Raw genomic sequence first — 20,128 nt, forward strand, 5'->3', positions numbered from 1 at the left:
CTTTGAGTATAGTATTATTAAAGTACATTTGCAAAAGCCGGAGGGTTTGTAATGGCGACACACCGCGTGAACAGCATGGAAGTAAAGAAGATGAACCGTAACGCCATTTATCGATATTTGTATCACCGTGAAGCTACATCCATCCAGGAGATTGCGCAGGCGCTCAATCTGAGTCTTCCTACGGTTACACAGAACCTTAAGGAGCTGCAGGAAAGGGAACTGATCGTGGAGACCGGGCTGTTTCAGTCCACCGGAGGCAGGAAGGCGAAATCGATAGCTTGCAACAGTGTGGCGAGATATGCAATCGGGCTGGATGTGACCCGGAATCATATCGGCATTGTAATCATTGACCTGAGCGGTGCAATCGTCAAGCATGTCAGGAACCACTTTCCCTTTGCTAACACGGAAGTCTACTTTCAAAGCGTGGGCAAGCTGGTGGATGATTGTGTGGAAGAATGCCGGATCGACAGCAGCAGAATTCTGGGGGTCGGGATTGCGCTGCCCGCTATCCTGTCCGATGACCGCCAAACGGTGAGTTATGCCACCGTCATTGATTTCAAGGGGGGGAGCGTACAGCGATTCGCCGAATTTATCCGCTATCCCTGTATTCTCAGCAATGAAGCGAACGCAGCCGGCTTCACCGAATTGTGGGGAGAAAAAGACATACACAATGCAGTCTATTTATCCCTTAACAATAGTGTTGGCGGCTCCATTATAGTCAATAATCAGATCTATGCCGGGCAGAATCACCGGGGCGGGGAATTCGGCCATATGACGATCATGCCTGAAGGCCGTACCTGCTACTGTGGCCAGAAGGGCTGTGTGGATGCCTATTGCTCAGCGAGAATTCTCTCGGACAGCACACAGGGAAGCATTTCTGAATTTTTCCGGCTGCTGCGGGAGGGGCATGAGCCGCAAAAGTCGATTTGGCGGGAGTACATCGGCTATCTGGTAATTACGGTTAACAACCTCCGCATGCTGTACGATTGCGATGTGATTCTAGGCGGCTATGCCGGCGCTTATATGGAGGAGTATATGGATATCCTTCAAGGGCTGGCGGCCCGGAAGAACACCTTCGAGCTGGACGGCACATACCTCCGGATTTGCAAATACAAGCTGGAGGCTACTGCCGTGGGCGCCGCCCTGGAACTGGTAACCGAATTTATTGACCGTATCTAGATTGCTGCCGGATAGGATAGCCGGCAATAACCCTAGCGTAATAATCCTAAGCGTAAATCTAACGGAATTGTATACTGCTCCTCCGGAAGAGGGACGATGCTGCCTTTGCGGCTTCGCCCTCTTCCGGGGGAGTTTTTAGTTTATTTGTTGACTTCAAAGCAAAACGGACTATAATCTTATTTAGATTGTTTTATAAAAGTGTTTTATAAATAACTGAACGCTATTGTCCCTGAGGAGGAGTATCTGATGAAGATTATGAAGAACAGAGCTTTTTACATGACGGATCTGAAGAAATTGGAAATGAATGAAATCGGCATGCCCGTGGCCAAAGAGGGCGAGATTATTGTCAAACTGGAGTATGTCGGCATTTGCGGTTCTGATGTCCACTATCTGGAGCATGGCCGGATCGGTGATTTCGTTGTCGAAGGCGATTTTATTCTAGGACATGAATGTGCCGGAGCAGTAGTCGGGCTTGGTCCCGGGGTGAAGAAGCTGAAGGTGGGAGACAGGGTCGCACTGGAGCCTGGAGTCACCTGCGGCCAGTGTGAATTCTGCAAGAGCGGAAAGTACAATCTCTGTCCGGAGGTGAAGTTTCTGGCTACTCCGCCTTACCATGGCTGCCTGATGGACTATATCGCCTTTCCGGAGAACATGGCCTTCAAGCTGCCGGACAGCGTATCTTCAGAAGAGGGAGCGCTGGTGGAGCCGCTGGCAGTGGGACTGCATGCTGCGGCCCAAGGCGGAGTCAAGCTGGGTGACCGTGTCGTTATTCTGGGGGCCGGCTGCATCGGGCTTGTAACGCTCCTGGCCTGCAAGGCTTACGGGGCAACAGATATTGTGGTCGTTGATATCATTGAAAAGCGGCTGGAAGCAGCGAAGCAGCTGGGAGCGAGCCGGGTAATCAACGCCAAGCAAGAGAATGTCCGGGATGTAATATCCCTGCTAACGGACGGCCAGGGCATGGACAAGGTGATTGAAACTGCGGGGAGCGAGCATACCGTTAAGCAGACGCCCTATCTGGTCAAAAGAGGCGGAACGATTGTGCTTGTGGGCCTGGCGGCCAAGGATATCATCGATTTCGACTTTATGCAGATCATGTTCAAGGAGGCTGACATCCAATCGGTGTTCCGTTACCGCAATCTGTATCCTGCCGCCATTGGAGCAATCGCAGATGGCAAAATTGACGTCAAGGGGATCGTGACGCATGAATTCAGCTTTGAGGATACCCAGAAGGCCTTTGACTTTGTGATTGATAATAAGGAAGAAGTGGTGAAGGCTGTGATCCGGATGGGGTGACGCACCAACTTACGCTCACAAGATTCCATAATATCTAAACGATTATGATCAATTTGACACTGAGGGTAGAACCCTAGCACCGTTAAGATAAATTTACTGGCCGCTTTAATCTATTACGCTGGTTAACCCTTTTTATCATTTGAAGCAGAGGTAGAAATCCCTCACTTCCTAAACATCCACCCCGCGTCATCCCTTAACAGCTCTTGGGATTTTATATTGATCATTAGTTCTTCTATGGCCGAGCAGCTGGCTAATCCGCAAATTACAATGGAGGCTGTGGTGAGTCCGAATATACTGTACAGCAGCGGGAAACTGAATAGCGCTAATCCTGTTGCCTTGTTGGCATAGGTGTGAAGAAAAGATAATGCGCGGTATTTTACATATCCGACCAGTAATGAGCTCAAGCGAACCAGAGCAATAGCGGCTATCCAGCAGATGACCCACAGGGAGAGCTGAAGGATCGGAAGGAAGACAGCCAGCAGCGCTGTTATGTAAACAACATCCGCGACACTGTCTATACTGGCGCCTAAAGGACTGGTGCTGTTGGTCTTTCTTGCGACATATCCATCGAGCACATCACTTGCCCCGCATACGAGATAGAGGCCAAAAAATATGGCGGATAACGGTTGCACCACGAGCAGCAGCAGCGCGCACAGTATCCTCAGGGCAGAGAGTATATTGGGTATATGTTTCATCTGTCCCACCTCATCACACTTGGATTCAAGGTATCGGTCAGCAATTAATGCTGCATAGGCGTTCATATTATATCATAGGCGTTATCGTTCATGAGGAAGAAATCCCCATTTTGCAGTATAATCGGAAAGGGAAATGGAGGGGAAAAGCCAATGAACGACACGATATTGATCATAGAAGATGAAGCAGGCATTGCCTGCATGCTGGAGCTGCTGCTGTCCAGGGAAGGGTATTCTTCCGTCCTTACCGCTTCTACCGGGGCGGAGGCGATGAGCCTGCTGGACAGCCGGGAGCCGGATATTATTTTGCTGGATGTGATGCTTCCGGACTGTAACGGCTTCGAGCTGTGTCTGGAGCTGCGCAAAAAAACAAACGCCCCGGTCTTATTTCTGACCTCGAGGGCTGCCGATTACGACAAGCTGACCGGATTTGCGATGGGCGGGGACGATTATATTACAAAACCGTTCAACTCCCTGGAGGTGGTGGCGCGGATCAAAGCCCAGCTTGCCAGAAAAAGGCTGTATCAGCAGGAGGCTCCGGCCGCCAGTTACGCTTTTGCTGATTTTGAGATCAGCAAGGATACCGGGGGGCTTACGGTGCGCGGCCAGCAGCTTCATTGTACGGCTAAGGAATTCGCGCTGCTGCTATTTTTTGCCGAGCATCCGGGGCGGCTTTTTACAACGTCCCAGCTCTATGAACAGGTCTGGGGTCAAATGCAGCTGGGCGATGAAAAAACGGTTGTGATTTATATTTCCAAAATCAGAAACAAAATAGAGCGGGACCCGAAGCAGCCCCGTTACATTGTTAACTTCCGCGGGTTAGGCTACAAATTTATTCCGGACCCCGTACCGGCTGGACAAGCATGAAAGGGGTTCTTCGTGTTGGCTTGCGGCTGCTGCTCTTTCTGCTGGCGCTGCTCGTAGGTGCTGTTGCCATCTGGCTCGTACTGTTTGTTCTTTTTCTTTTTTTGCGTGATCTGGTTCCATGGCTGAAGGGGCTCCGGTTCATGCAGTTTCAAATCTGGAGCTTCCTGGCTGTGTGCATGGCTGCGCTTGCCTTCTATCTGTGGAGCCTGACGAAGCCGGTTATTTATATGCTGACCTGGCTGAAGCAGCTGGCACAAGGCCACTATGACGAACCTTTGCGGAGCAATTGGCGCGGCCGCCCCCTTTCCGGAGATCAGCTCAAGCTGCCTTATGCTCTCTTTAGGGAAATCATCGGGCAGTTGTCCACGTTGACCCTTGCACTGCAGCGAACAGAAGAAGAAAGACGCGAATTGGATGAGAAGCGCAAAAGCTGGATTGCGGGCGTGCGGCATGATCTGAAAACCCCGCTCGCCTATATTCGCGGCTACAGCTCCATGATTGCGGCTGCCGACCAATATTCGTGGTCCCCTGCGGAAATCATCCAGTTCGGCTCCTTAATGGAGCAAAAAACGATCCAGGTGGAGCAGCTGATTGAAGATATGAATGCTTCCTACCAGTTGGACGGCAGCGGGGTTCTGCTCTCGCGGGAGACAACGGAGATGGCAGGATTTATCAGGCAGATCGTTACCGATGTCGCTGATCATCCGCTGGCTGCACAGCATACCTTTGCCTTCCATACCGCCGGGGAGAAATGCCTGGATATCGACCAGCGCATGATCCGGCGGGCACTGCACAATTTGCTGTGGAATGCAGTGGTTCACAATCCCGGTGGGTGCCATATTGAAACTGAAGTATACTGGGATCAGCACGGACTGACGGTTGAGATCCGCGATAATGGGACGGGAATCAATGCGGAGACGCTGGAGCGGCTGAACGCTGCTGAAGACAATGTGCTGTCGGCGCGGACCAGATTGGCGGGCTCCGGTCTGGGCATGGTGCTGTCAAAAGATTTTGTAACACGGCATGGCGGCACAATGACGGTACATAGCAAACCGCAGCAAGGAACACGCATCACTCTTTTTTTTCTGTTTTAAAAGCAGGCCGGACCCAGCTTTGGGGTGCTGGCCTGTTTTTTTACTTGTTTTTTACTTTTCTTTACCCCGCTGCTACTTCCAGCGGCTATGATAGTCTCCATACTACAGATATGAGGTGACAGGAGATGCCGCAACTTATAGTGGAGACCAAAGGGCTGACCCGCCGCTTCGGCGAACAGGTGCCGGTGAATGAAGTGAACCTGGAGGTTCCCGAGGGGAAAATCTACGGTTTTCTGGGGCCGAACGGTGCAGGAAAGACAACAACGATCAAAATGCTGCTGGGCTTGCTCCGCGCGGATGCCGGGACGATCCGCATGTTTGGACAAGAGATGCCGGAGAGAAGCCTGGACATTTTGCGCAAGGTAGGCTCACTGGTAGAGAATCCATCCTATTACGGTCATCTGACCGGGTACAAAAATTTAAAAATACTGAGCACCCTGCTGAAGCTGCCTGACCGGCGCATCGGTGAGGTATTGGAAATTGTACGGCTGACGTCAAGCGCGAACCGCAAGGTAAGCGGATATTCCCTTGGCATGAAGCAGCGGCTCGGCATAGCAGCAGCCTTGCTGCGGGGGCCGCAGCTACTGATTCTGGATGAGCCGACCAACGGCCTGGACCCCGCGGGCATCCAGGAAATACGGCATCTGCTGCTGTCCCTGGCCCATGATCAGGGAATGACGATCCTGCTGTCCAGCCATCTGCTGAGCGAGGTGGATACGATTGCAGATGAGATCGGGATTATCAGCAGCGGTAGGCTCGTCTATCAGGGGGCTTTGGAATTGCTGGAGCGGCGGAGGGGCAAAGTGCTGGAATTTGCCGTGGAGCGCCCGCAGGAAGCACTTCGCACGTTATTGCTGCAAGGATTCGCCGTGGAGCGGAAAGGCAATGTGCTGTCAGTTTCGGCAGAGAAGGTCAGTATGCCGCAGGCAGAATTGTTCAAACTGCTGGGCCCTTACGGGATTATGAATGTACGGGAGATCAGCAAATCGCTGGAAGAGCTGTTCATGGAGCTGACCGGAAAAGGAGTCAGCTTATGATGTGGCGGGCCCTGCGGGCCGAAGGCATGCGGCTCAAACCTGCGGCCCGCTGGCTGCCGGTGATCAGCTCCGGGCTGTTCATCGCATTTATGGCGCTGGAATGGTACCTCTATTTCAAAGGCCCGGCAGGGGTATACAGCGTGTTTAATGTGATGTATATGTTTCTAGGGTTCGTAATGCTGCTAAACACCGCGTTATTCGCTGGCATGATTACCGGTTTGGAACACGAATCCAACAGCTGGAAGCAGCTGCTGACCCTGCCTGTATCCCGCGCTGTTTTTTATTGGGCCAAGGCCTTGTGGGTTCTGATCCTGCTCTTATGTACCGTCTTACTGATTATTGCCGGCCTGTCCCTGCTCTGGATCTGCTACACATCCGAACCGCTGCCGTTCCAGTTCCTAATCAAGCAGATCGTGTACAGCTTTCTCGCCTCAACTGCGGTGCTGGGGCTGCAGATGTGGCTGTCTATCCAGTTCCCGAACCAGGCCATTCCGATGTCCATCGGCTTGCTGGGCGCCGTTTCCGGCCTATTCATCGCGCGGGACAGCGGCGCAGCATTGTGGACCTGGCTATGGCCATGGGCCTATCCGACCCTGTCCAGTCCGTTCATGGCACATCCCGGGAGGTGGATTGGCATCAGTGCAGGCCTGGGAACGGTGCTGCTGGCCGCCGGGGCCCTGCATTTCAAAAACAAACAATTTTAATTAACAGAGGTGTGATTATGGAAGATTTGATGAAAGCTGAACGAATGAAGCTGCAGTATCCAGTCCTCTTCATCCTGTTCCTCATCGGTGCGCTGGGAACGGTGATGCTCGGTATCAATAGTTTGAATTCAGAAAATTTCGCCGGTTTTTATGTGCGGGGCTGGAAAACCTTTTATCTGCATATGGCCAGCTTTCACGGCTTGTTTTTATATCCTCTTTATGCCGGGGTGCTGGCTTCTTTTCTCTGCCGTTATGAGCATATTAACGGGGGGTGGAAACAACTGTTTTGTCTGCCTATTCCCCGTTCCCGTGTCTATTATGCCAAATTGGGGACGCTCATGCTGCTGTTAGGTTTAATTCAATTGCTTTTTGCCGGATCATATCTGCTCGCGGGAGAACTGCTTCAATTGGGGAATGACTTGGATTTTACCGGATTAATCATCGGTACGGTTGGAGGGTGGCTGGCCCTGCTGCCGTTTGCGGCGCTGCAGTTATGGGTTTCCATGCGCTTGAAGTCGTTTGTGTCCTCTCTGATTTTATCGGCTTCGATTGTGATCGCCAATATTGTGCTTACCGGGCTTCATGCTTCGGTCGGCGCCTGGTTTCCTTCCACAACGGCCTACTACGCGATGTATCCAAGGGGGACCGCATTGTCGCCCCGGCTGGATGTGATCCCGTTCATTCTCATTGTGGCCGCAACCTCTGCTGCTTACATCTGGGCGGGCCGCCGGTCGCTTATGCGTGGAGCCCAGCTGTAGAGAAGTGTTGAGAAACCCCGCTGCTTTCGAGAAACGGAGCAAAAAAGAGCAAATCACCGGCCGCTTAAGAGCGAAACCAAAGAATGCGCCTTCATTCGTGAAGTGGAGGCATTTTTGGCTTCTTTTGTCATCCGCAACGTTTTACATTAAACGGCTACAGGCGTAAGATTCAAATCAACAACCGAAAGAAATATAACTGTTCTCAAATGGCTGAATTCCAGTAATGGGAACGGGGGAACCAATGGTGAATGCGGCTTTTGCTCAGATAGCTTCCGCTCACCTGGGGTGAATCCTTGCAGCGTGCTGATAAGCCGCTTCTTACAAGGTAGGGCAATCTCGCTGCCCGAATCCGTCAGCTAACCCCGTAAGCCTCGAAGAGAGAGGATGAGCGCCATGATCGATTGACCGACCACGGAGAGCCCTGCCGCTCCTGTGGTCTTTTTGCTGTGCCTGCAGTAAGGAAAGGCGGTATCTATAAGGAAGCTAAAATCTTATAACAACGAAAATTAGAGTGTTGGATGTGATCTGAAATGCTTAAAAAGGGGGGGGTAATATCGTTACGGTATTTATCGTGTGCTTCTGGGTTGGACTATTGCTCCTCCTCAGCGGCGGATTTCATGGGCATGGCCTGGCGGGTCATCTGCATATGGGAGGCGGCGATGCTGGTGGTCCGGGCTTTGTGCCCATACTCCCTCTGATGGTGTTTGTCACGGTCTGGGGGGGCACCGGTTATGTGCTTACCCGGTTCAGCGGAATGAATAGGCTTGCAGTGGTGCTGATTGGCACCGTGGTTGCTTTGCTGGTCGGCTGTCTGATGTATGCAGTGCTGGCCCGGGTGATGACCCGGTATGACAACAGCATGAATGAATTGGATTATGAGCAGGCGGGGCAACTTGGGTACATCAGCATTGCTGCAGCGGATGGCGCAGTTGGAGAAATGAAATATGTGCTGCATGGAACGATGCGCTCCATTGGAGTGCGGGCCGAAACCGGCCAGCAGCTTGTGAGGGGCGACAGGGTGATTATTCTGAAGGTGGATAAAGGAATAGCGTCTGTAACCCTCTTCGAGAGGGAAAGTGGACAATTATAAATAACGGGGAGTGTCGAACCGGATGGTTATGCTCTATTTAATTGCAGGAATTGTTGTTGTTATTCTGCTGGCTTTGTTCAGTATCGTGAACGCTTATAAAAAAGTTCCGCCCAATCAGGCAATGATTGTGTACGGCCTCGGCGGAAAAAGAGTGGTTCAGGGCGGCGGGACGTTCGTCATTCCCGGCTTCCAGAACAATAAGACCATCTCCATGATGCTGATGAGCTTCGATGTGATCCCGGCGCAGGCGATGTTCTCCCAGCAGGGCATCAAGCTCAACCTGGAAGCGGTAGCCCAGATTAAGATTAAAAGCGATCCTACCGCTATTCTGACTGCCAGTGAGCAGTTTATCGACCGGCCGGAAGAAGACCGCGAGACAATTATCCTGCATTCGGTGGAAGGGCATTTGCGCGGCTTGATCGGACAATTAACGGTAGAATCCATTCTGAAGACCCCTGACGAAATCAACAGCAAGATGCGGGAGACCTGCTCGGAAGACCTGGACAAGATGGGGCTGGAGGTAGTCAGCTTCACCATTAAGAAAATTACGGATGACAAAGGGTATATCGACAACATGGGGGTTCCGGAAATTGAGCGCATCCGCCGCGATGCCAGCATCGCTAAGGCGGAGGCGGAACGCGACATTCAGATCAAGCAGGCCGAAGCGGAGAAGGAGTCCTCCATCGCCAAAGCCAATGCGCATCAGGCCACCATTGAAGCGGGAACCGCCGCCCGCGCCAAGGAATCTCAGTTCGAGAAGGAATTGAACATTAAGCAGGCGGACTTTAAGCTGGAGACAGAAGTGAAGAAAGCACAGGCGGATCTTGCATACGAATTGCAGCAGAACAAAATCAAACAGTCGCTGGTTACCGAGCAGGTCAAGATCACGCAGATGGAAGCAGAGGCTAACCGGACTGTCCGGGAAATCGAAGTAGAGCTGAGACAGAAGGAGCTGGAGGCAACGGTGATTAAGCCTGCCCAGGCGGAGAACCAGGCTACCATTATGAGAGCGGAAGCAGCCAAGCAGCGGCAAATTCTTGAGGCGGAAGCAGAGGCGGCCACGACGACCAAGCGGGGGCTGGCCACAGCGGAAGCCGAGCTGGCGAAGGGGAGAGCCAACGCGGAAATTGTTCAATTGGCCGGAGCGGCGGAAGCGGGAGCGCTGGAGAAGAAAGCCGAGGCATACAAACAGTTCACGCAGGCTGCGCTTACCGTGGAATTCCTGAAAGTCCTGCCTGAATTGGCCGAGAAAATCGCTGCTCCGCTGGCCAAGGTCGATAAGATTACAGTGATTTCCCAGGATGGAGCTTCATCCGGCGTGAACAAAATTACCAGCGATATCGCCAAAATCATGGCCCAGGTTCCTGAATTGACCCAGACGCTTACCGGTATGAACGTGACTGAGGCGCTCAGCGGGCTGCTCGGGCGGGATAAAGAGCAGTAATCTGCAGCTTCGTAAGGTGTTAATTGTCACCGATAACATTAAGGAATAGGAAAAATAGATTGAAGGTTTTAAAACAGTTAAGAAGCTCAAGTATGCGGACATACTGCCGATACTTGGGCTTTTTGTTATTGTTCAGGAAATTATGTTTTCTTTCGCCTGTGAATAAAATTCGCATAAAGTTGGGGATAAAGACGTGATGCTGCGGATTAGTATAAAAGTTCTTTCTTTGAGAAGATCGCATAGCTGATTTTGTACATCATCAAGTTCCATGCCAGCGCTATCACCGGGGAACAGCACAGCAGGATAAATTTAAGCTGATCTGTGAAAGAAACACCAAAGAAGATAAGAATCTCATATACACCAAAGCAAATTACAGCGGGTATTATAAAGGAAACAAGTGATAATGTACGAGCCTTTTCTGTACCGAACTTAAATAAGAGAGGGATAGACATACTGCCTAAGATTTCCGCAATCACTAAACCAGCCATAGCCACAACCGGCAGGGTGAGGACGTCGCTCATGTTGCTGTAATCAACTTTACGGACGATGATGCCGCCAATGAAACCAATCACTAGACCGATGACAACACCGGTAATCGAGAAAATCAGCAGAACGATAAACTTGCTAGCCACTAAGTCTTTTTTGGTAACCGGGGTAACCATAGCATATTTCATCCACTTGGAGTTGTCATCAAAGCTGAACGTAGTCATAACCATCATGCTGCATAGAATCCCACTCGCGATAATATAGGCTTCCGGTCCACTGAAAGGGACAAAGATGAAGGCAAAAACCAGCAGCATAAAAAACATGGATTTTGCGTTGTGTCCAATGTTATATAAATCTTTTAAAATCAAGCTTTTCATTACACCTGCTCCCCCTTTACATAGAGAAGAAGAATATCGTCAATAGAAGCGTCGTCCACTACTGCCGTCTTATGCTTGCGGCGCGCTTGTTCCTTATCGGCAACCAGCACATCCCACTGATAGTCGCACTTCCGGTAGGCAAGGACCTCCGATTTGTCAATCTGTTCAAACAGCGCTGCCCCACAACGAATAATACCGTAGTTGTAACGCAGTTCGTCCTTTGCCTTACAGAACAGAACCTTTCCCCCGTGAATAAAGGTGATGTAATCAGCCACTTTCTCCAAATCCGTTGTGATGTGGGAAGACATCAGGATGGAGTGGTTTTCGTCCTGTACAAAATCCAGAAAAACATCCAACATATCGTCACGCATGATAGGATCAAGGCCGCTAGTCGCTTCGTCCAGGATCAGGAGCTTTGGCTTATGGGAGAGTGCCACAGCAATACAAAGCTTCATCTTCATGCCTTTGGAAAATGTTTTGATCTCCTTGTCGGGAGAGAGCTGGAACTTTTTTAAATAACTGTGGTATAAGGCTTCGTCCCATTGTTTATAGGCAGCCGCTGAAATTTTGCCGACCTTGGCCGGTGTGAGGGTTTCATAGAAGTTGATACCGTCAAACACAACGCCGATGTCCTCTTTGATTTGCTTGGGATTAGAGGACAGATCCTGGCCCCAAAATGTGACGGTACCTTCATCCTTTCGGATGAGTTCAAGAATGGCGTTAATGGTGGTGCTTTTGCCGGCACCGTTCTCACCAATCAGCCCCATGATCGTGCCTCTCGGAATAGAAAAGGACACCTGATCCAGCTTGAAATCAGGATATTGTTTGGTTAGGTTCTCAACCTGCAAAATAGATTCCATAGTTATTCCTCCTCTTGGTAAAACATAGTCAAAAGCTCAATCAGCTTGCTGAGTGGTATACCGCTGGTACGTGCAATATCTGCAGCCTCCTGCAAATGTCCTTCTGCTTTTCGCTGTTGTTCTTCTTGGAAAAAATCTTTGTTTTGCGAGGATACAAAACTCCCTCGCCCTACAGTCGTTTCAATAAAGCCATCCCGCTGCAAATCCTCATAAGCCTTTTGTACGGTAATGACACTGACATGAATAGATTTGGCCAATGCACGCATTGACGGAATAGGGTCGCCTGTCTGTAATTCTCCGCCCATAATCATTGCTTTAATCTGTGAGGTGATTTGTTCATATATAGGCTTGCTCGTATTACTGCTGATGATGATTTCCACAAGGCCCCTCCCTTATAGTGTGTTGCAATGTACTTATTGGATAAGTACATTATAGTTAGGTAGATTGCATTTTGTCAAAGGAGTTTCTAGCGGCCCTTTTTAAAAGTCTTAGGCCACCCCATGTTATTATTAGATAAGTTAGTCTATAAATCCCATTGGAGGATTGCCTGTATGGTCAAAATTCTTATCGTGGACGACGATCCGCATATTCGCGCCCTGATGCGCCTCTACCTGAAGAATGAAGGGTTCGATCTGGCTGAGGCGGACAACGGCATCGATGCGCATGCCATCGTCAAAGGTTCAGGAACCGATCTGGTGATCCTCGATATTATGATGCCGCAGATGGACGGATGGGAGCTGTGCCAGGAGATCCGGATAAGCGATCCCGACCTTCCGCTCCTGATGGTAACGGCCAAGGGCGAAGCGGGTCAGAAGATCAAAGGCTTCCAGCTCGGGACCGACGACTATATGACGAAGCCGTTCGATCCGGTGGAGCTTGTGATGAGGGTAAAAGCATTACTGCGGCGCTCCCGGATTGCCTCTTCCCAGGTCATTGTGCTGGGGGAAATCGTATTGAACCGGAAAACGTATAAAGTGACGCGGGGAGACGAGGAACTGACTTTGCCTCTGAAAGAATTCGAGCTGTTATTTGTGCTTGCCGGCCACCCGGGGCAGATTTTCACCCGGGAGCAGCTGATCACCCAGATTTGGGGCATGGATTACGAAGGAGACGACCGGACTGTCGACGTTCATATCAAGCGGCTGCGGGAACGTTTTGCCGGGGACGCCCGCCATTTCCGCATTGAAACGGCAAGGAGTGTAGGCTACCGTCTGGCGGTGAATCCGGGATGAAGACGTTATATGTCCGCGTCGTACTGACTTTTCTGGCCGTCATCGTCATCAGCTTAATCTCATCCCTGCTCATCTCCCTTGCTCTTTTTCAGAAGGCTCTTAACACTACGGGGAAAAACGATATGATCGCGGCCGGAAACCGCATTATACGTGTGTATGAACAAACGAATCCTCCGGATTTGGATACTTTAATGGATAACATGGCTGAATTGGTTTCCTATACCCTGCAGCTCTACGACAGCAATGGCGGGGTGAACTCCTATGTACCGGCCAAAGGCAGGAAGGCCGGGAAGATTAACCCGGAATCTGTCCGCAAGGTGCTGCAGGGAGAACTGTACCGTTCGCAGGGAAAAGATAACGGAACGTTCGTCGGCCTTCCCTTTCTATCTGAAGGGAACCGTTATGCCTTATTTGTGCATAGCTCTTTCAAGAACGAAGCCGCGCTCATCCGTTTGTTCTTTACCATCCTGCTTCTTATGCTCGGGCTCGGAAGTTTGGGCATTCTCGTTGCCGGCAGATACGTGGTGAAGCCTCTCCAAGCGATGACGGATGCGACTAAGCGGCTGGCTAAAGGCGACTTCGAGGTTGAGCTGAAAATAAACCGCAGAGACGAACTGGGAACGCTCTCGCGGAGCATTAACGATATGGCCCGGGAAATCAGGCAAATGGAGCGGATGCGGCAGGATTTTGTATCAAACGTGTCTCATGAAATCCAGTCCCCGTTAACTTCCATTTCCGGTTTTGCGAAGGCGTTGAAGGATGGCACGCTTGTTATCGGGGAGACCGAACGCCTTCAGTACTTGGATATTATTGTTACTGAGAGCGACAGGTTGTCCAGACTCAGCGATAATCTGCTGAAGCTCGCTTCCCTCGAATCGGAGCATCATCCCTTCAAGACGGAAACCTATAACCTGGATGAGCAGATTCGGCGGGTGATTGTCGCTTGCGAGCCCCAGTGGTCGGCCAAAAACATCCGCGTCGACATGGAGTCCCTTTCAGATGCTGCTGTCCGGATAACGGCCGACAAGGATCAACTCAATCAAGTATGGATGAATTTGCTCGGCAATGCCGTCAAGTTCACGCCTTGCGCCGGGCAGGTCTTCATCGCGATCAGCCAGCCCCAGCCGGGTGAGGTTGCCGTGGCAGTAAGCGATTCCGGGATCGGCATTGCGCCGGAGGAGGTAGGCTTTATTTTTGAGCGCTTCTACAAAGCGGACAAGTCGCGGGCTGAAGACCGGAGCGGCAATGGCCTTGGTCTTGCCATCTCCCACAAGATTGTTGCACTTCATCATGGAAGCCTAGCGGTGAAGAGTACGGCCGGACTGGGCACAACGTTCACGGTGACACTCCCCGTTGTTTTCCCTTCTGATTCTATCCTTTAAGCCTTTAAGTTCATGCTCCGTTCATATTTCTCCCATAAGCTCATTGCGAAAACATTGAACCGATTGGAGGAATATGAATGATGAGCTTTATGCTGAATATGTTCGATTCATTGAAATGGCTGACTGGCTGGGAAATGATTTTGTGCGCGCTGTACTTGTTTGTCCTGCTGGGGTATGCTTTTCTCAAGAATCACCGGTGGTTTTATTTTATTCCCGTCGCGGGTGTATTGATTGCGGTTATAAGTCTCATCACAGGTGATGACTCTATACTGGCTCTATTGATTTACTCCTCAACGGCCATACTGTTTTTATGCACTGTTAGAAGAATTTTTAAGCCGGCTATTAAGCCGCTTTCCCCAAAATTTCAGACTGTCATGGTTATCGTTTTCGTCCTCGGGTCCCTGCCAACGCTGCTGGCTTTAACTATTGCGGGTGAAGTCCGGTACAATCCGGTGAGCGATTTAAGCCATAAGAGCTATACCCAAGCTTTCAACGCGATGAACGAAAGATTGTCCACAGAATATCCCTTTGGTGACTGGAAACAAATCGATTGGGAAGCGAAAAAGAATAAATACGGGCCTATATTCCGCCAAGCCGAAATTAACCAAGATCCGAACCTCTACTATAAAACTTTAAGGGACTACCTCTTTTCTTTCCGTGACGGTCATATCCAAATCGTGAACGAACATCTGTATGATGATAATAGCGTATTTAAGCATGAAGTTGGCGGCGGAGTCGGAATCAGCACGATTCAATTGGATGACGGCAAGGTGCTGGTTAGCTTGCTGATACCCGGCAGCCCGGCTGACCAATGCGGCATCAAGCCCGGAGCCGAAATCATTTCATGGGCTGGGAAAGACGTTCAGAAAGCATTGGACGGTGTCTCTTGGAGTGAGAACCCGCCGGCAACGGAAGGGGACCGGATACAAAATCAAGGACGTTTCTTAGCAAGAGCCCCGGTCGGCCAAAACATCCAAGTTAAATTCCGGAATCAGGACGATCCGGCGGTCATAACTGCGACGCTTACAGCCTATGACGATCAGTACGAAACCTTGAAGAAAACGAGGGTCAAGCTGAAGAAAGAAGATCCGCCGGTGGAAGGCCAGATTCTTAAGGAGAAATACGGCTACGTAAAAATCAGATATTACCTTCCTGGTACCAAGCAATCCGATCCCGCGAAAGCGCTGGAAGATATAATAAAAGAGTTTCAGGAGAAACTAGTAAAGGGAATAATCATCGATCTGCGGGATAATCCGGGCGGGGATGATGACCTTGTTGCCCAAATGGCGGGACTTTTCGTGAACGGGAAAAGGATCTTTGAATACGTCAGTTACTACAACCGGAATACAGGACGTTTCGAAATCAACCGTGCCGAAACCAGAACCGTTCAACCTTCGCGGGTTTACTTTCCAGGAAAAATAGCCATTCTCATTAATCATAATACTGCGAGCTCGGGGGAAGGCTTACCTTTGTTTTTACAAGGAATGCCCAATGTCAAGATTATAGGCTTTACATCTACAAATGGTTCGTTCGGTGTCGTATCTGCTCCTATAGAAATGAACATGCCGGAAGGGTATGTCGTGCGGTTCCCGGATGGCAGATCCCTTGATCAAAATCAACAGATTCAAGGCGACAGCGATGAACGCGGACACGGAGGCGTGACTCCTGACATTAAGGTTCCCATGAACGGGCAAACATTTAAAATGAAGGTTATTGAAGGGCAGGACGTGGAATTGAATTATGCGTTAGCTTCCCTCAATGACTAAAAGGAGTGTTAACAATGAACTTGGAAATGGTTATGCAGGAGCTTGAAGCGCTAGGCAAGGAACGGACCAAAAAAATCTATCAATCCAATGGCGCACATGAGCCGCTTTTTGGTGTAGCTACCGGTCAAATGAAGCCGATTGCCAAAAAAATAAAAATAAACCAGCCTTTGGCTGAGCAGCTCTACGCTACAGGAAACTACGATGCCATGTATTTTGCCGGAATTATTGCTGATCCGCAATCGATGACTGAAGCGGATTTTGAGCGTTGGATAGATGGGGCGTATTTTTATATGCTGTCCGATTATGTGGTTGCGGTAACCCTGGCAGAAGCGGATATTGCGCAAGAAGTAGCGGATAAATGGATCGCAAGCGGCGAAGAACTGAGAATGTCTGCGGGCTGGAGCTGTTACTGCTGGCTTTTGGGGAACCGTCCGGACGATGAATTTTCCGAAACTAAGCTTGCCCATATGCTTGAGATTGTGAAGAATACGATTCATGATTCTCCCGAGCGGACGAAGTACGCTATGAATAATTTTATCTACACCGTTGGGGTATCCTATGTGCCGCTTCATGAGGCAGCGGTCGAAACCGCAAAGACAGTAGGTCCTGTTGAAGTTCAAAAAGACAAGAAAAAAAGCAGCTTTCTGCTCGCTTCGGAACGTATTCAAAAGGCGGCAAGTAAAGGGGAGCTGGGGTTCAAACGCAAACATGTAAGATGTTGAGCGGCCATAAAGACTCTGGGAAGTTGAGAATGTCCAAGGCTTGTTAAGCTATTGCAAAAAGGGCTAGGTGCCATCTTCCAAAAGGAGGATGCATTCTAGCCCATTTTGTACTCCGGTTAAATTAATCATCATCATACTTACATTCTATATACCGGTCTGTTCAGTCATGAGTCCCCAGCGAAAGCCAAACTTATCAATAAGTGAAACCATACAGGAGCTGTATGTCGTACTGCGCAACGGATGAATGATTGTCCCCCCGGCCTTCAAAACTTCGTAGGCTTTTTTTACTTGGCTGGCGGTATCAAAGGTGACCGTAAGAAATAAAGACGTGCTATCCGTTGGATGCAGCTCTAATTCATCGGCAAGCATAATGCGCTGTTCCCCGATATAAGCCTCCGCATGATACACATAGCCTTTTTGTTCTTCAGATAATTCGATATTCCAGTCGCGTTGGTTCGCGTCGTTATAATGCAATATGAAGTCAATTCTGATGTCAAAGGCTTGCTGATATAGACCGAGTGCCTCTTCGCATTGTCCATGAAAGTGCAGCGTAGGTGTTACGATCATCTCTTCATCCCAATCTTTAGTGACCGGCAGTGAATACTGCATTGGTTTAATCTTATATTATAGCGATATCATTCAATGGTAAATACTGGTCACCTGACTATTTTTGGCCTATAAGTTGTCTATGCCACGCTACAGCCTTCTCAATAGATCCTTTTTCTTCAGCCCGTTTTTCTTGGCGGTCGCGTTCCAGAAGGAATGGGTGGCTGTGAACTTCCAGGCGAAGCGCGGGAAATTGGGGCTCAGCAGCAAGGGTTCATCCACGCTACGCGAATGTATATTGCCTGCGAGGCCTTGCAGGGCATGGCCCAGATTCTTAAGCGGACCCCGGCCAACGGGAACCTTCTCCAGAAAGCCCATCATTTCACCGGCCCCCTGGCCGAGTCCCTGCCCGAAATGTAGGCCACAGCGGCTGCACCAGTGTTGAATGATTTCAAGCGCAAGGTGATTTTGCTGCCCCTCGAAAAAACCGTTGTTGACGATGGCGTATATGTAAATGTCCTGCTCACGCTCTGCTTTCATGTATTCCTCTAGGGCAACCAGCATCCTGAACAAATGTGACGGTATCCCGTCTACATACAGCGGGAAGGCGATAACCAGTACATCCATGCGGCACAGTTCGCTGTATTGCTCCGGGGTAAGCGGTTTTTTGTTCAGGTGATAGGTGGTGATCTCATGCCCGGTGCGGATAAGCGGCTCGAGTATGCCAAGCATTATGGCTGAGTTGCTTTTTTTCAGCTTCGGGCTTCCGTTGATCAGGGCGATCTTCATGCCAATACCTCCTTGACCGCTTGCAGGCTGTTATGGAAATACACCGTATTCCCTATCGAATACAAATTCATACTGTTCGCCGCGACCAGCGTTCTGGCCGTTTCCATCTCCGCTTCCGTAAGGTCTTCTCCATAAAAATGTACGGACAGGACGAATTGATGATCATAACGTTTCCGATGATGGGTTTCTCCATTCTTGGTAACAAAATAAGGAAGAACGTAGGAGATGCTCCGGTTTAATACATTGAGGATGAAGGGGCTGTAGCTTCCGTATACACATTTGCTGATAACCGTCAGTTCGTCGCATTTCGAGAGAAGTTCACCCATATTGTGATAGCCGTCTTTGAGAACACACACTCCGGGTGTCCTGATCCAGCATCCGAAGCAGCCCGTACAATGGCGGATAGTGCCATTATCGGATATGACCGTTACGTCCTCCTGGGGAGCCTCCACCCATGCTGCATATTCCTGCTGATCCAAGTCGTGAATGATCATTTTCATTTGTCATCCTCCTTATCGAGTACCGTTATGATCGAGAAAGAATCGCGCCAGTTGCCGGAATACCGGACACCGTTATTGGTGAGCAGCGAGGCGATGCCATGCACCATGGACCACAGCGCAAGCAATTGATGCGAATAAGAGGCTTCCGGCAGACCGGTGCTGCGGAACATGTGATATGCCGTTGTCCGGAACAAAGCGAATGGCGGGTAATTATCGGAATTGTAGTTATCCAGATCAATGGTTATGCCTGAGTGATAGAAGAGGAATTGAAAGTACTGTGGATTCTCTATGAAGAAGTCTATGTATGCCTGCCCCAGCAAAGAAATAGCCTCGCTGCTGTCCTCCTTTCCCATAATGGATATGCGCAATCTCTCCATAAATTGCTCTGTGACATGCTCGCCCATGGCGGCAATCAGTTCATCGACATTCTTGAAATGGCTGTAGGGGGCAGTGTGGCTGACATTACACTGTGAAGCGACCCTGCGCAGGGAAAAGCTTTTTATACCTTCATCGTTAATCAGGCTAATGCCAGTTTCGATGAGCTGCTTGCGTAAATTGCCGTGGTGATAGGGTTTTTCTCTCATCGTATGAGTGCTTCCTTCCATGAATCTTAACACTGTAAAGATTTTAACATGAAATCTTAACGGTGTAAATATTTGTTAATTTAAGGATGAAGGCTGTTAGCTATCTGGTATAGTTCCTGCCAGTTCTAAGTTATTCATAGGGGTATGTTATAATACCCTTAAAAAATTATTGAAGGAATCAGGGAGGAAATAATGAAAGTAGGCAGAAATGATCCTTGCCCTTGCGGCAGCGGGAAAAAGTATAAAAAGTGCTGCTCTCCGAAGTATGACCAGCCGGGTTCCACAGCTAAAACATTGTTTGAGCGCGCCTGGACGGCTGATAAGCTGGCAGCCATGAGTGAGGCGGATATTGTGGACAAGCTGGATGAAATGGGCATCCGAACGGATCAGGCGCAATTTGTGAAAGACGCTCGGGGACATATTAGTGCCTGCGAAATTAGCGACAAATGGATGAGCCGGATACCGCCAGCCCCCCATGTTCTTGATGAGGAGTTCCCTTTGCTGGCTGCAACCGAGCTTTGGAACCGGTGGCTGCCGGATCAATTTGCCATGCACCATTTGGAGGCCAAGCTGAAGAAGTATTTGTATGAGGAGCTAGACGGGGCAATTCTGGAACAGTTCTGGGGCATTTGGACGGCGATCCGGGATCATATTCTCATTCCCTTCAAATACCGTTCCTTTGTGCAATTTGTTGAGCCATATGATTTTCCTTATGAAATGGAC

At 49.9% G+C, this 20,128-nt stretch carries 21 protein-coding genes, 1 pseudogene and 1 riboswitch; of the genes and pseudogenes, 14 read left to right on the forward strand and 8 right to left on the reverse strand.

Features of this window, described 5'->3' with window-relative positions:
* Nucleotides 1–51: 51 nt before the first annotated feature.
* Both PGRAT_RS04160 and PGRAT_RS04165 read left to right on the forward strand, forming a co-directional pair.
* On the forward strand, nucleotides 52–1,179 hold the full coding sequence (locus tag PGRAT_RS04160) for an ROK family transcriptional regulator (protein ID WP_025703769.1): 1,128 nt from the start codon (nucleotides 52–54) through the stop codon (nucleotides 1,177–1,179).
* Nucleotides 1,180–1,425: 246 nt separating this feature from the next.
* Nucleotides 1,426–2,475, forward strand: coding sequence for an NAD(P)-dependent alcohol dehydrogenase (locus tag PGRAT_RS04165; RefSeq protein WP_238326741.1), 1,050 nt, complete (start codon nucleotides 1,426–1,428; stop codon nucleotides 2,473–2,475).
* Nucleotides 2,476–2,636: 161 nt separating this feature from the next.
* Here the strand turns inward: PGRAT_RS04165 and PGRAT_RS04170 are convergent, their stop codons facing one another.
* Nucleotides 2,637–3,170: a CDP-alcohol phosphatidyltransferase family protein gene (locus PGRAT_RS04170; RefSeq protein ID WP_025703771.1), complete on the reverse strand. Its 534-nt coding sequence runs from the start codon at nucleotides 3,168–3,170 to the stop codon at nucleotides 2,637–2,639.
* Nucleotides 3,171–3,320: 150 nt separating this feature from the next.
* Between PGRAT_RS04170 and PGRAT_RS04175 the strand changes: the two genes are divergently transcribed.
* The 7 genes from PGRAT_RS04175 to PGRAT_RS04205 all read left to right on the forward strand — a co-directional run bounded on the left by PGRAT_RS04175 (nucleotide 3,321) and on the right by PGRAT_RS04205 (nucleotide 10,161).
* Nucleotides 3,321–4,034 carry a response regulator transcription factor gene (locus tag PGRAT_RS04175; RefSeq protein ID WP_025703772.1) on the forward strand — a complete coding sequence of 238 codons (714 nt, stop codon included), beginning with the start codon at nucleotides 3,321–3,323 and terminating at the stop codon, nucleotides 4,032–4,034.
* Complete coding sequence (locus PGRAT_RS04180; RefSeq protein WP_081758587.1) at nucleotides 4,031–5,128, forward strand: sensor histidine kinase; 1,098 nt, start codon at nucleotides 4,031–4,033, stop codon at nucleotides 5,126–5,128. The genes PGRAT_RS04175 and PGRAT_RS04180 overlap by 4 nt, the downstream gene beginning before the upstream one ends.
* Before the next feature lie 125 nt (nucleotides 5,129–5,253).
* Nucleotides 5,254–6,165, forward strand: a complete 912-nt coding sequence (locus PGRAT_RS04185; RefSeq protein ID WP_025703774.1) for an ABC transporter ATP-binding protein — start codon at nucleotides 5,254–5,256, stop codon at nucleotides 6,163–6,165.
* On the forward strand, nucleotides 6,162–6,869 hold the full coding sequence (locus PGRAT_RS04190; RefSeq protein ID WP_025703775.1) for an ABC transporter permease: 708 nt from the start codon (nucleotides 6,162–6,164) through the stop codon (nucleotides 6,867–6,869). The genes PGRAT_RS04185 and PGRAT_RS04190 overlap by 4 nt, the downstream gene beginning before the upstream one ends.
* Nucleotides 6,870–6,886: 17 nt before the next feature.
* Nucleotides 6,887–7,627 (forward strand): ABC transporter permease, encoded by a 741-nt coding sequence (locus tag PGRAT_RS04195; RefSeq protein WP_025703776.1) that lies wholly within the window; start codon nucleotides 6,887–6,889, stop codon nucleotides 7,625–7,627.
* A 198-nt stretch (nucleotides 7,628–7,825) separates the two neighbouring features.
* A riboswitch (cyclic di-AMP (ydaO/yuaA leader) is annotated at nucleotides 7,826–8,013 on the forward strand.
* A 167-nt stretch (nucleotides 8,014–8,180) separates the two neighbouring features.
* Nucleotides 8,181–8,717 carry an NfeD family membrane protein gene (locus tag PGRAT_RS04200; RefSeq protein WP_475102751.1) on the forward strand — a complete coding sequence of 179 codons (537 nt, stop codon included), beginning with the start codon at nucleotides 8,181–8,183 and terminating at the stop codon, nucleotides 8,715–8,717.
* Between the two features lie 22 nt (nucleotides 8,718–8,739).
* The gene (locus PGRAT_RS04205; RefSeq protein ID WP_036703226.1) at nucleotides 8,740–10,161 is read left to right on the forward strand and encodes a flotillin family protein; all 1,422 of its coding nucleotides are present in this window, start codon (nucleotides 8,740–8,742) and stop codon (nucleotides 10,159–10,161) included.
* Nucleotides 10,162–10,367: 206 nt separating this feature from the next.
* Here PGRAT_RS04205 and PGRAT_RS04210 read toward each other — a convergent pair whose 3' ends face one another.
* Genes PGRAT_RS04210 through PGRAT_RS04220 form a run of 3 tightly spaced genes read right to left on the reverse strand, consistent with a single transcriptional unit; the run spans nucleotide 10,368 to nucleotide 12,264 of the window.
* Complete coding sequence (locus tag PGRAT_RS04210) at nucleotides 10,368–11,024, reverse strand: ABC-2 transporter permease (RefSeq protein ID WP_025703779.1); 657 nt, start codon at nucleotides 11,022–11,024, stop codon at nucleotides 10,368–10,370.
* On the reverse strand, nucleotides 11,024–11,884 hold the full coding sequence (locus PGRAT_RS04215) for an ABC transporter ATP-binding protein (protein WP_025703780.1): 861 nt from the start codon (nucleotides 11,882–11,884) through the stop codon (nucleotides 11,024–11,026). Before PGRAT_RS04215 ends, PGRAT_RS04210 begins: the two co-directional genes overlap by 1 nt.
* Before the next feature lie 2 nt (nucleotides 11,885–11,886).
* Nucleotides 11,887–12,264 (reverse strand): GntR family transcriptional regulator, encoded by a 378-nt coding sequence (locus PGRAT_RS04220; RefSeq protein ID WP_025703781.1) that lies wholly within the window; start codon nucleotides 12,262–12,264, stop codon nucleotides 11,887–11,889.
* A 171-nt stretch (nucleotides 12,265–12,435) separates the two neighbouring features.
* On the opposite strand from PGRAT_RS04220, the gene PGRAT_RS04225 reads away from it, so the two are divergent.
* From PGRAT_RS04225 to PGRAT_RS04240, 4 genes are all read left to right on the forward strand, one after another.
* Nucleotides 12,436–13,116: a response regulator transcription factor gene (locus PGRAT_RS04225; RefSeq protein ID WP_025703782.1), complete on the forward strand. Its 681-nt coding sequence runs from the start codon at nucleotides 12,436–12,438 to the stop codon at nucleotides 13,114–13,116.
* Nucleotides 13,113–14,498 carry a sensor histidine kinase gene (locus PGRAT_RS04230; protein WP_025703783.1) on the forward strand — a complete coding sequence of 462 codons (1,386 nt, stop codon included), beginning with the start codon at nucleotides 13,113–13,115 and terminating at the stop codon, nucleotides 14,496–14,498. The genes PGRAT_RS04225 and PGRAT_RS04230 overlap by 4 nt, the downstream gene beginning before the upstream one ends.
* A gap of 80 nt (nucleotides 14,499–14,578) precedes the next feature.
* Nucleotides 14,579–16,264 (forward strand): S41 family peptidase, encoded by a 1,686-nt coding sequence (locus tag PGRAT_RS04235; RefSeq protein WP_167337218.1) that lies wholly within the window; start codon nucleotides 14,579–14,581, stop codon nucleotides 16,262–16,264.
* 14 nt (nucleotides 16,265–16,278) lie between these two features.
* Nucleotides 16,279–16,986, forward strand: coding sequence for a DNA alkylation repair protein (locus PGRAT_RS04240; RefSeq protein ID WP_025703785.1), 708 nt, complete (start codon nucleotides 16,279–16,281; stop codon nucleotides 16,984–16,986).
* Nucleotides 16,987–17,130: 144 nt separating this feature from the next.
* Here the strand turns inward: PGRAT_RS04240 and PGRAT_RS04245 are convergent, their stop codons facing one another.
* The 4 genes from PGRAT_RS04245 to PGRAT_RS04260 all read right to left on the reverse strand — a co-directional run bounded on the left by PGRAT_RS04245 (nucleotide 17,131) and on the right by PGRAT_RS04260 (nucleotide 19,405).
* The gene (locus PGRAT_RS04245; RefSeq protein ID WP_025703786.1) at nucleotides 17,131–17,595 is read right to left on the reverse strand and encodes a VOC family protein; all 465 of its coding nucleotides are present in this window, start codon (nucleotides 17,593–17,595) and stop codon (nucleotides 17,131–17,133) included.
* 87 nt (nucleotides 17,596–17,682) lie between these two features.
* Entirely contained in the window at nucleotides 17,683–18,321 is a 639-nt protein-coding gene (locus tag PGRAT_RS04250; RefSeq protein WP_025703787.1) for an NAD(P)H-dependent oxidoreductase, read from the reverse strand.
* Nucleotides 18,318–18,821, reverse strand: coding sequence for a flavoprotein (locus tag PGRAT_RS04255; protein ID WP_025703788.1), 504 nt, complete (start codon nucleotides 18,819–18,821; stop codon nucleotides 18,318–18,320). Before PGRAT_RS04255 ends, PGRAT_RS04250 begins: the two co-directional genes overlap by 4 nt.
* A complete protein-coding gene (locus PGRAT_RS04260) occupies nucleotides 18,818–19,405 on the reverse strand; it encodes a TetR/AcrR family transcriptional regulator (RefSeq protein WP_025703789.1) in 588 nt (195 codons plus the stop codon). Before PGRAT_RS04260 ends, PGRAT_RS04255 begins: the two co-directional genes overlap by 4 nt.
* 192 nt (nucleotides 19,406–19,597) lie before the next feature.
* On the opposite strand from PGRAT_RS04260, the pseudogene PGRAT_RS34840 reads away from it, so the two are divergent.
* Nucleotides 19,598–19,669, forward strand: a pseudogene (locus PGRAT_RS34840) (SEC-C metal-binding domain-containing protein); the annotation flags it as partial.
* Nucleotides 19,670–20,128: the final 459 nt, after the last annotated feature.

This window comes from Paenibacillus graminis, assembly GCF_000758705.1.
In the GTDB taxonomy this organism is placed as follows: domain Bacteria; phylum Bacillota; class Bacilli; order Paenibacillales; family Paenibacillaceae; genus Paenibacillus_AQ; species Paenibacillus_AQ graminis.

Bases quoted from the DNA above. Each gene is read 5' to 3' on its own strand.
- PGRAT_RS04180 (WP_081758587.1), top strand. From the start codon at position 4,031: ATGAAAGGGGTTCTTCGTGTTGGCTTGCGGCTGCTGCTCTTTCTGCTG.
- PGRAT_RS04260 (WP_025703789.1), bottom strand. From the start codon at position 19,405: ATGAGAGAAAAACCCTATCACCACGGCAATTTACGCAAGCAGCTCATC.
- PGRAT_RS04205 (WP_036703226.1), top strand. From the start codon at position 8,740: ATGGTTATGCTCTATTTAATTGCAGGAATTGTTGTTGTTATTCTGCTG.
- PGRAT_RS04235 (WP_167337218.1), top strand. From the start codon at position 14,579: ATGAGCTTTATGCTGAATATGTTCGATTCATTGAAATGGCTGACTGGC.
- PGRAT_RS04255 (WP_025703788.1), bottom strand. From the start codon at position 18,821: ATGAAAATGATCATTCACGACTTGGATCAGCAGGAATATGCAGCATGG.
- PGRAT_RS04210 (WP_025703779.1), bottom strand. From the start codon at position 11,024: ATGAAAAGCTTGATTTTAAAAGATTTATATAACATTGGACACAACGCA.
- PGRAT_RS04215 (WP_025703780.1), bottom strand. From the start codon at position 11,884: ATGGAATCTATTTTGCAGGTTGAGAACCTAACCAAACAATATCCTGAT.
- PGRAT_RS04230 (WP_025703783.1), top strand. From the start codon at position 13,113: ATGAAGACGTTATATGTCCGCGTCGTACTGACTTTTCTGGCCGTCATC.
- PGRAT_RS04190 (WP_025703775.1), top strand. From the start codon at position 6,162: ATGATGTGGCGGGCCCTGCGGGCCGAAGGCATGCGGCTCAAACCTGCG.
- PGRAT_RS04250 (WP_025703787.1), bottom strand. From the start codon at position 18,321: ATGAAGATCGCCCTGATCAACGGAAGCCCGAAGCTGAAAAAAAGCAAC.
- PGRAT_RS04185 (WP_025703774.1), top strand. From the start codon at position 5,254: ATGCCGCAACTTATAGTGGAGACCAAAGGGCTGACCCGCCGCTTCGGC.
- PGRAT_RS04170 (WP_025703771.1), bottom strand. From the start codon at position 3,170: ATGAAACATATACCCAATATACTCTCTGCCCTGAGGATACTGTGCGCG.
- PGRAT_RS04195 (WP_025703776.1), top strand. From the start codon at position 6,887: ATGGAAGATTTGATGAAAGCTGAACGAATGAAGCTGCAGTATCCAGTC.
- PGRAT_RS04225 (WP_025703782.1), top strand. From the start codon at position 12,436: ATGGTCAAAATTCTTATCGTGGACGACGATCCGCATATTCGCGCCCTG.
- PGRAT_RS04160 (WP_025703769.1), top strand. From the start codon at position 52: ATGGCGACACACCGCGTGAACAGCATGGAAGTAAAGAAGATGAACCGT.
- PGRAT_RS04165 (WP_238326741.1), top strand. From the start codon at position 1,426: ATGAAGATTATGAAGAACAGAGCTTTTTACATGACGGATCTGAAGAAA.
- PGRAT_RS04245 (WP_025703786.1), bottom strand. From the start codon at position 17,595: ATGCAGTATTCACTGCCGGTCACTAAAGATTGGGATGAAGAGATGATC.
- PGRAT_RS04240 (WP_025703785.1), top strand. From the start codon at position 16,279: ATGAACTTGGAAATGGTTATGCAGGAGCTTGAAGCGCTAGGCAAGGAA.
- PGRAT_RS04175 (WP_025703772.1), top strand. From the start codon at position 3,321: ATGAACGACACGATATTGATCATAGAAGATGAAGCAGGCATTGCCTGC.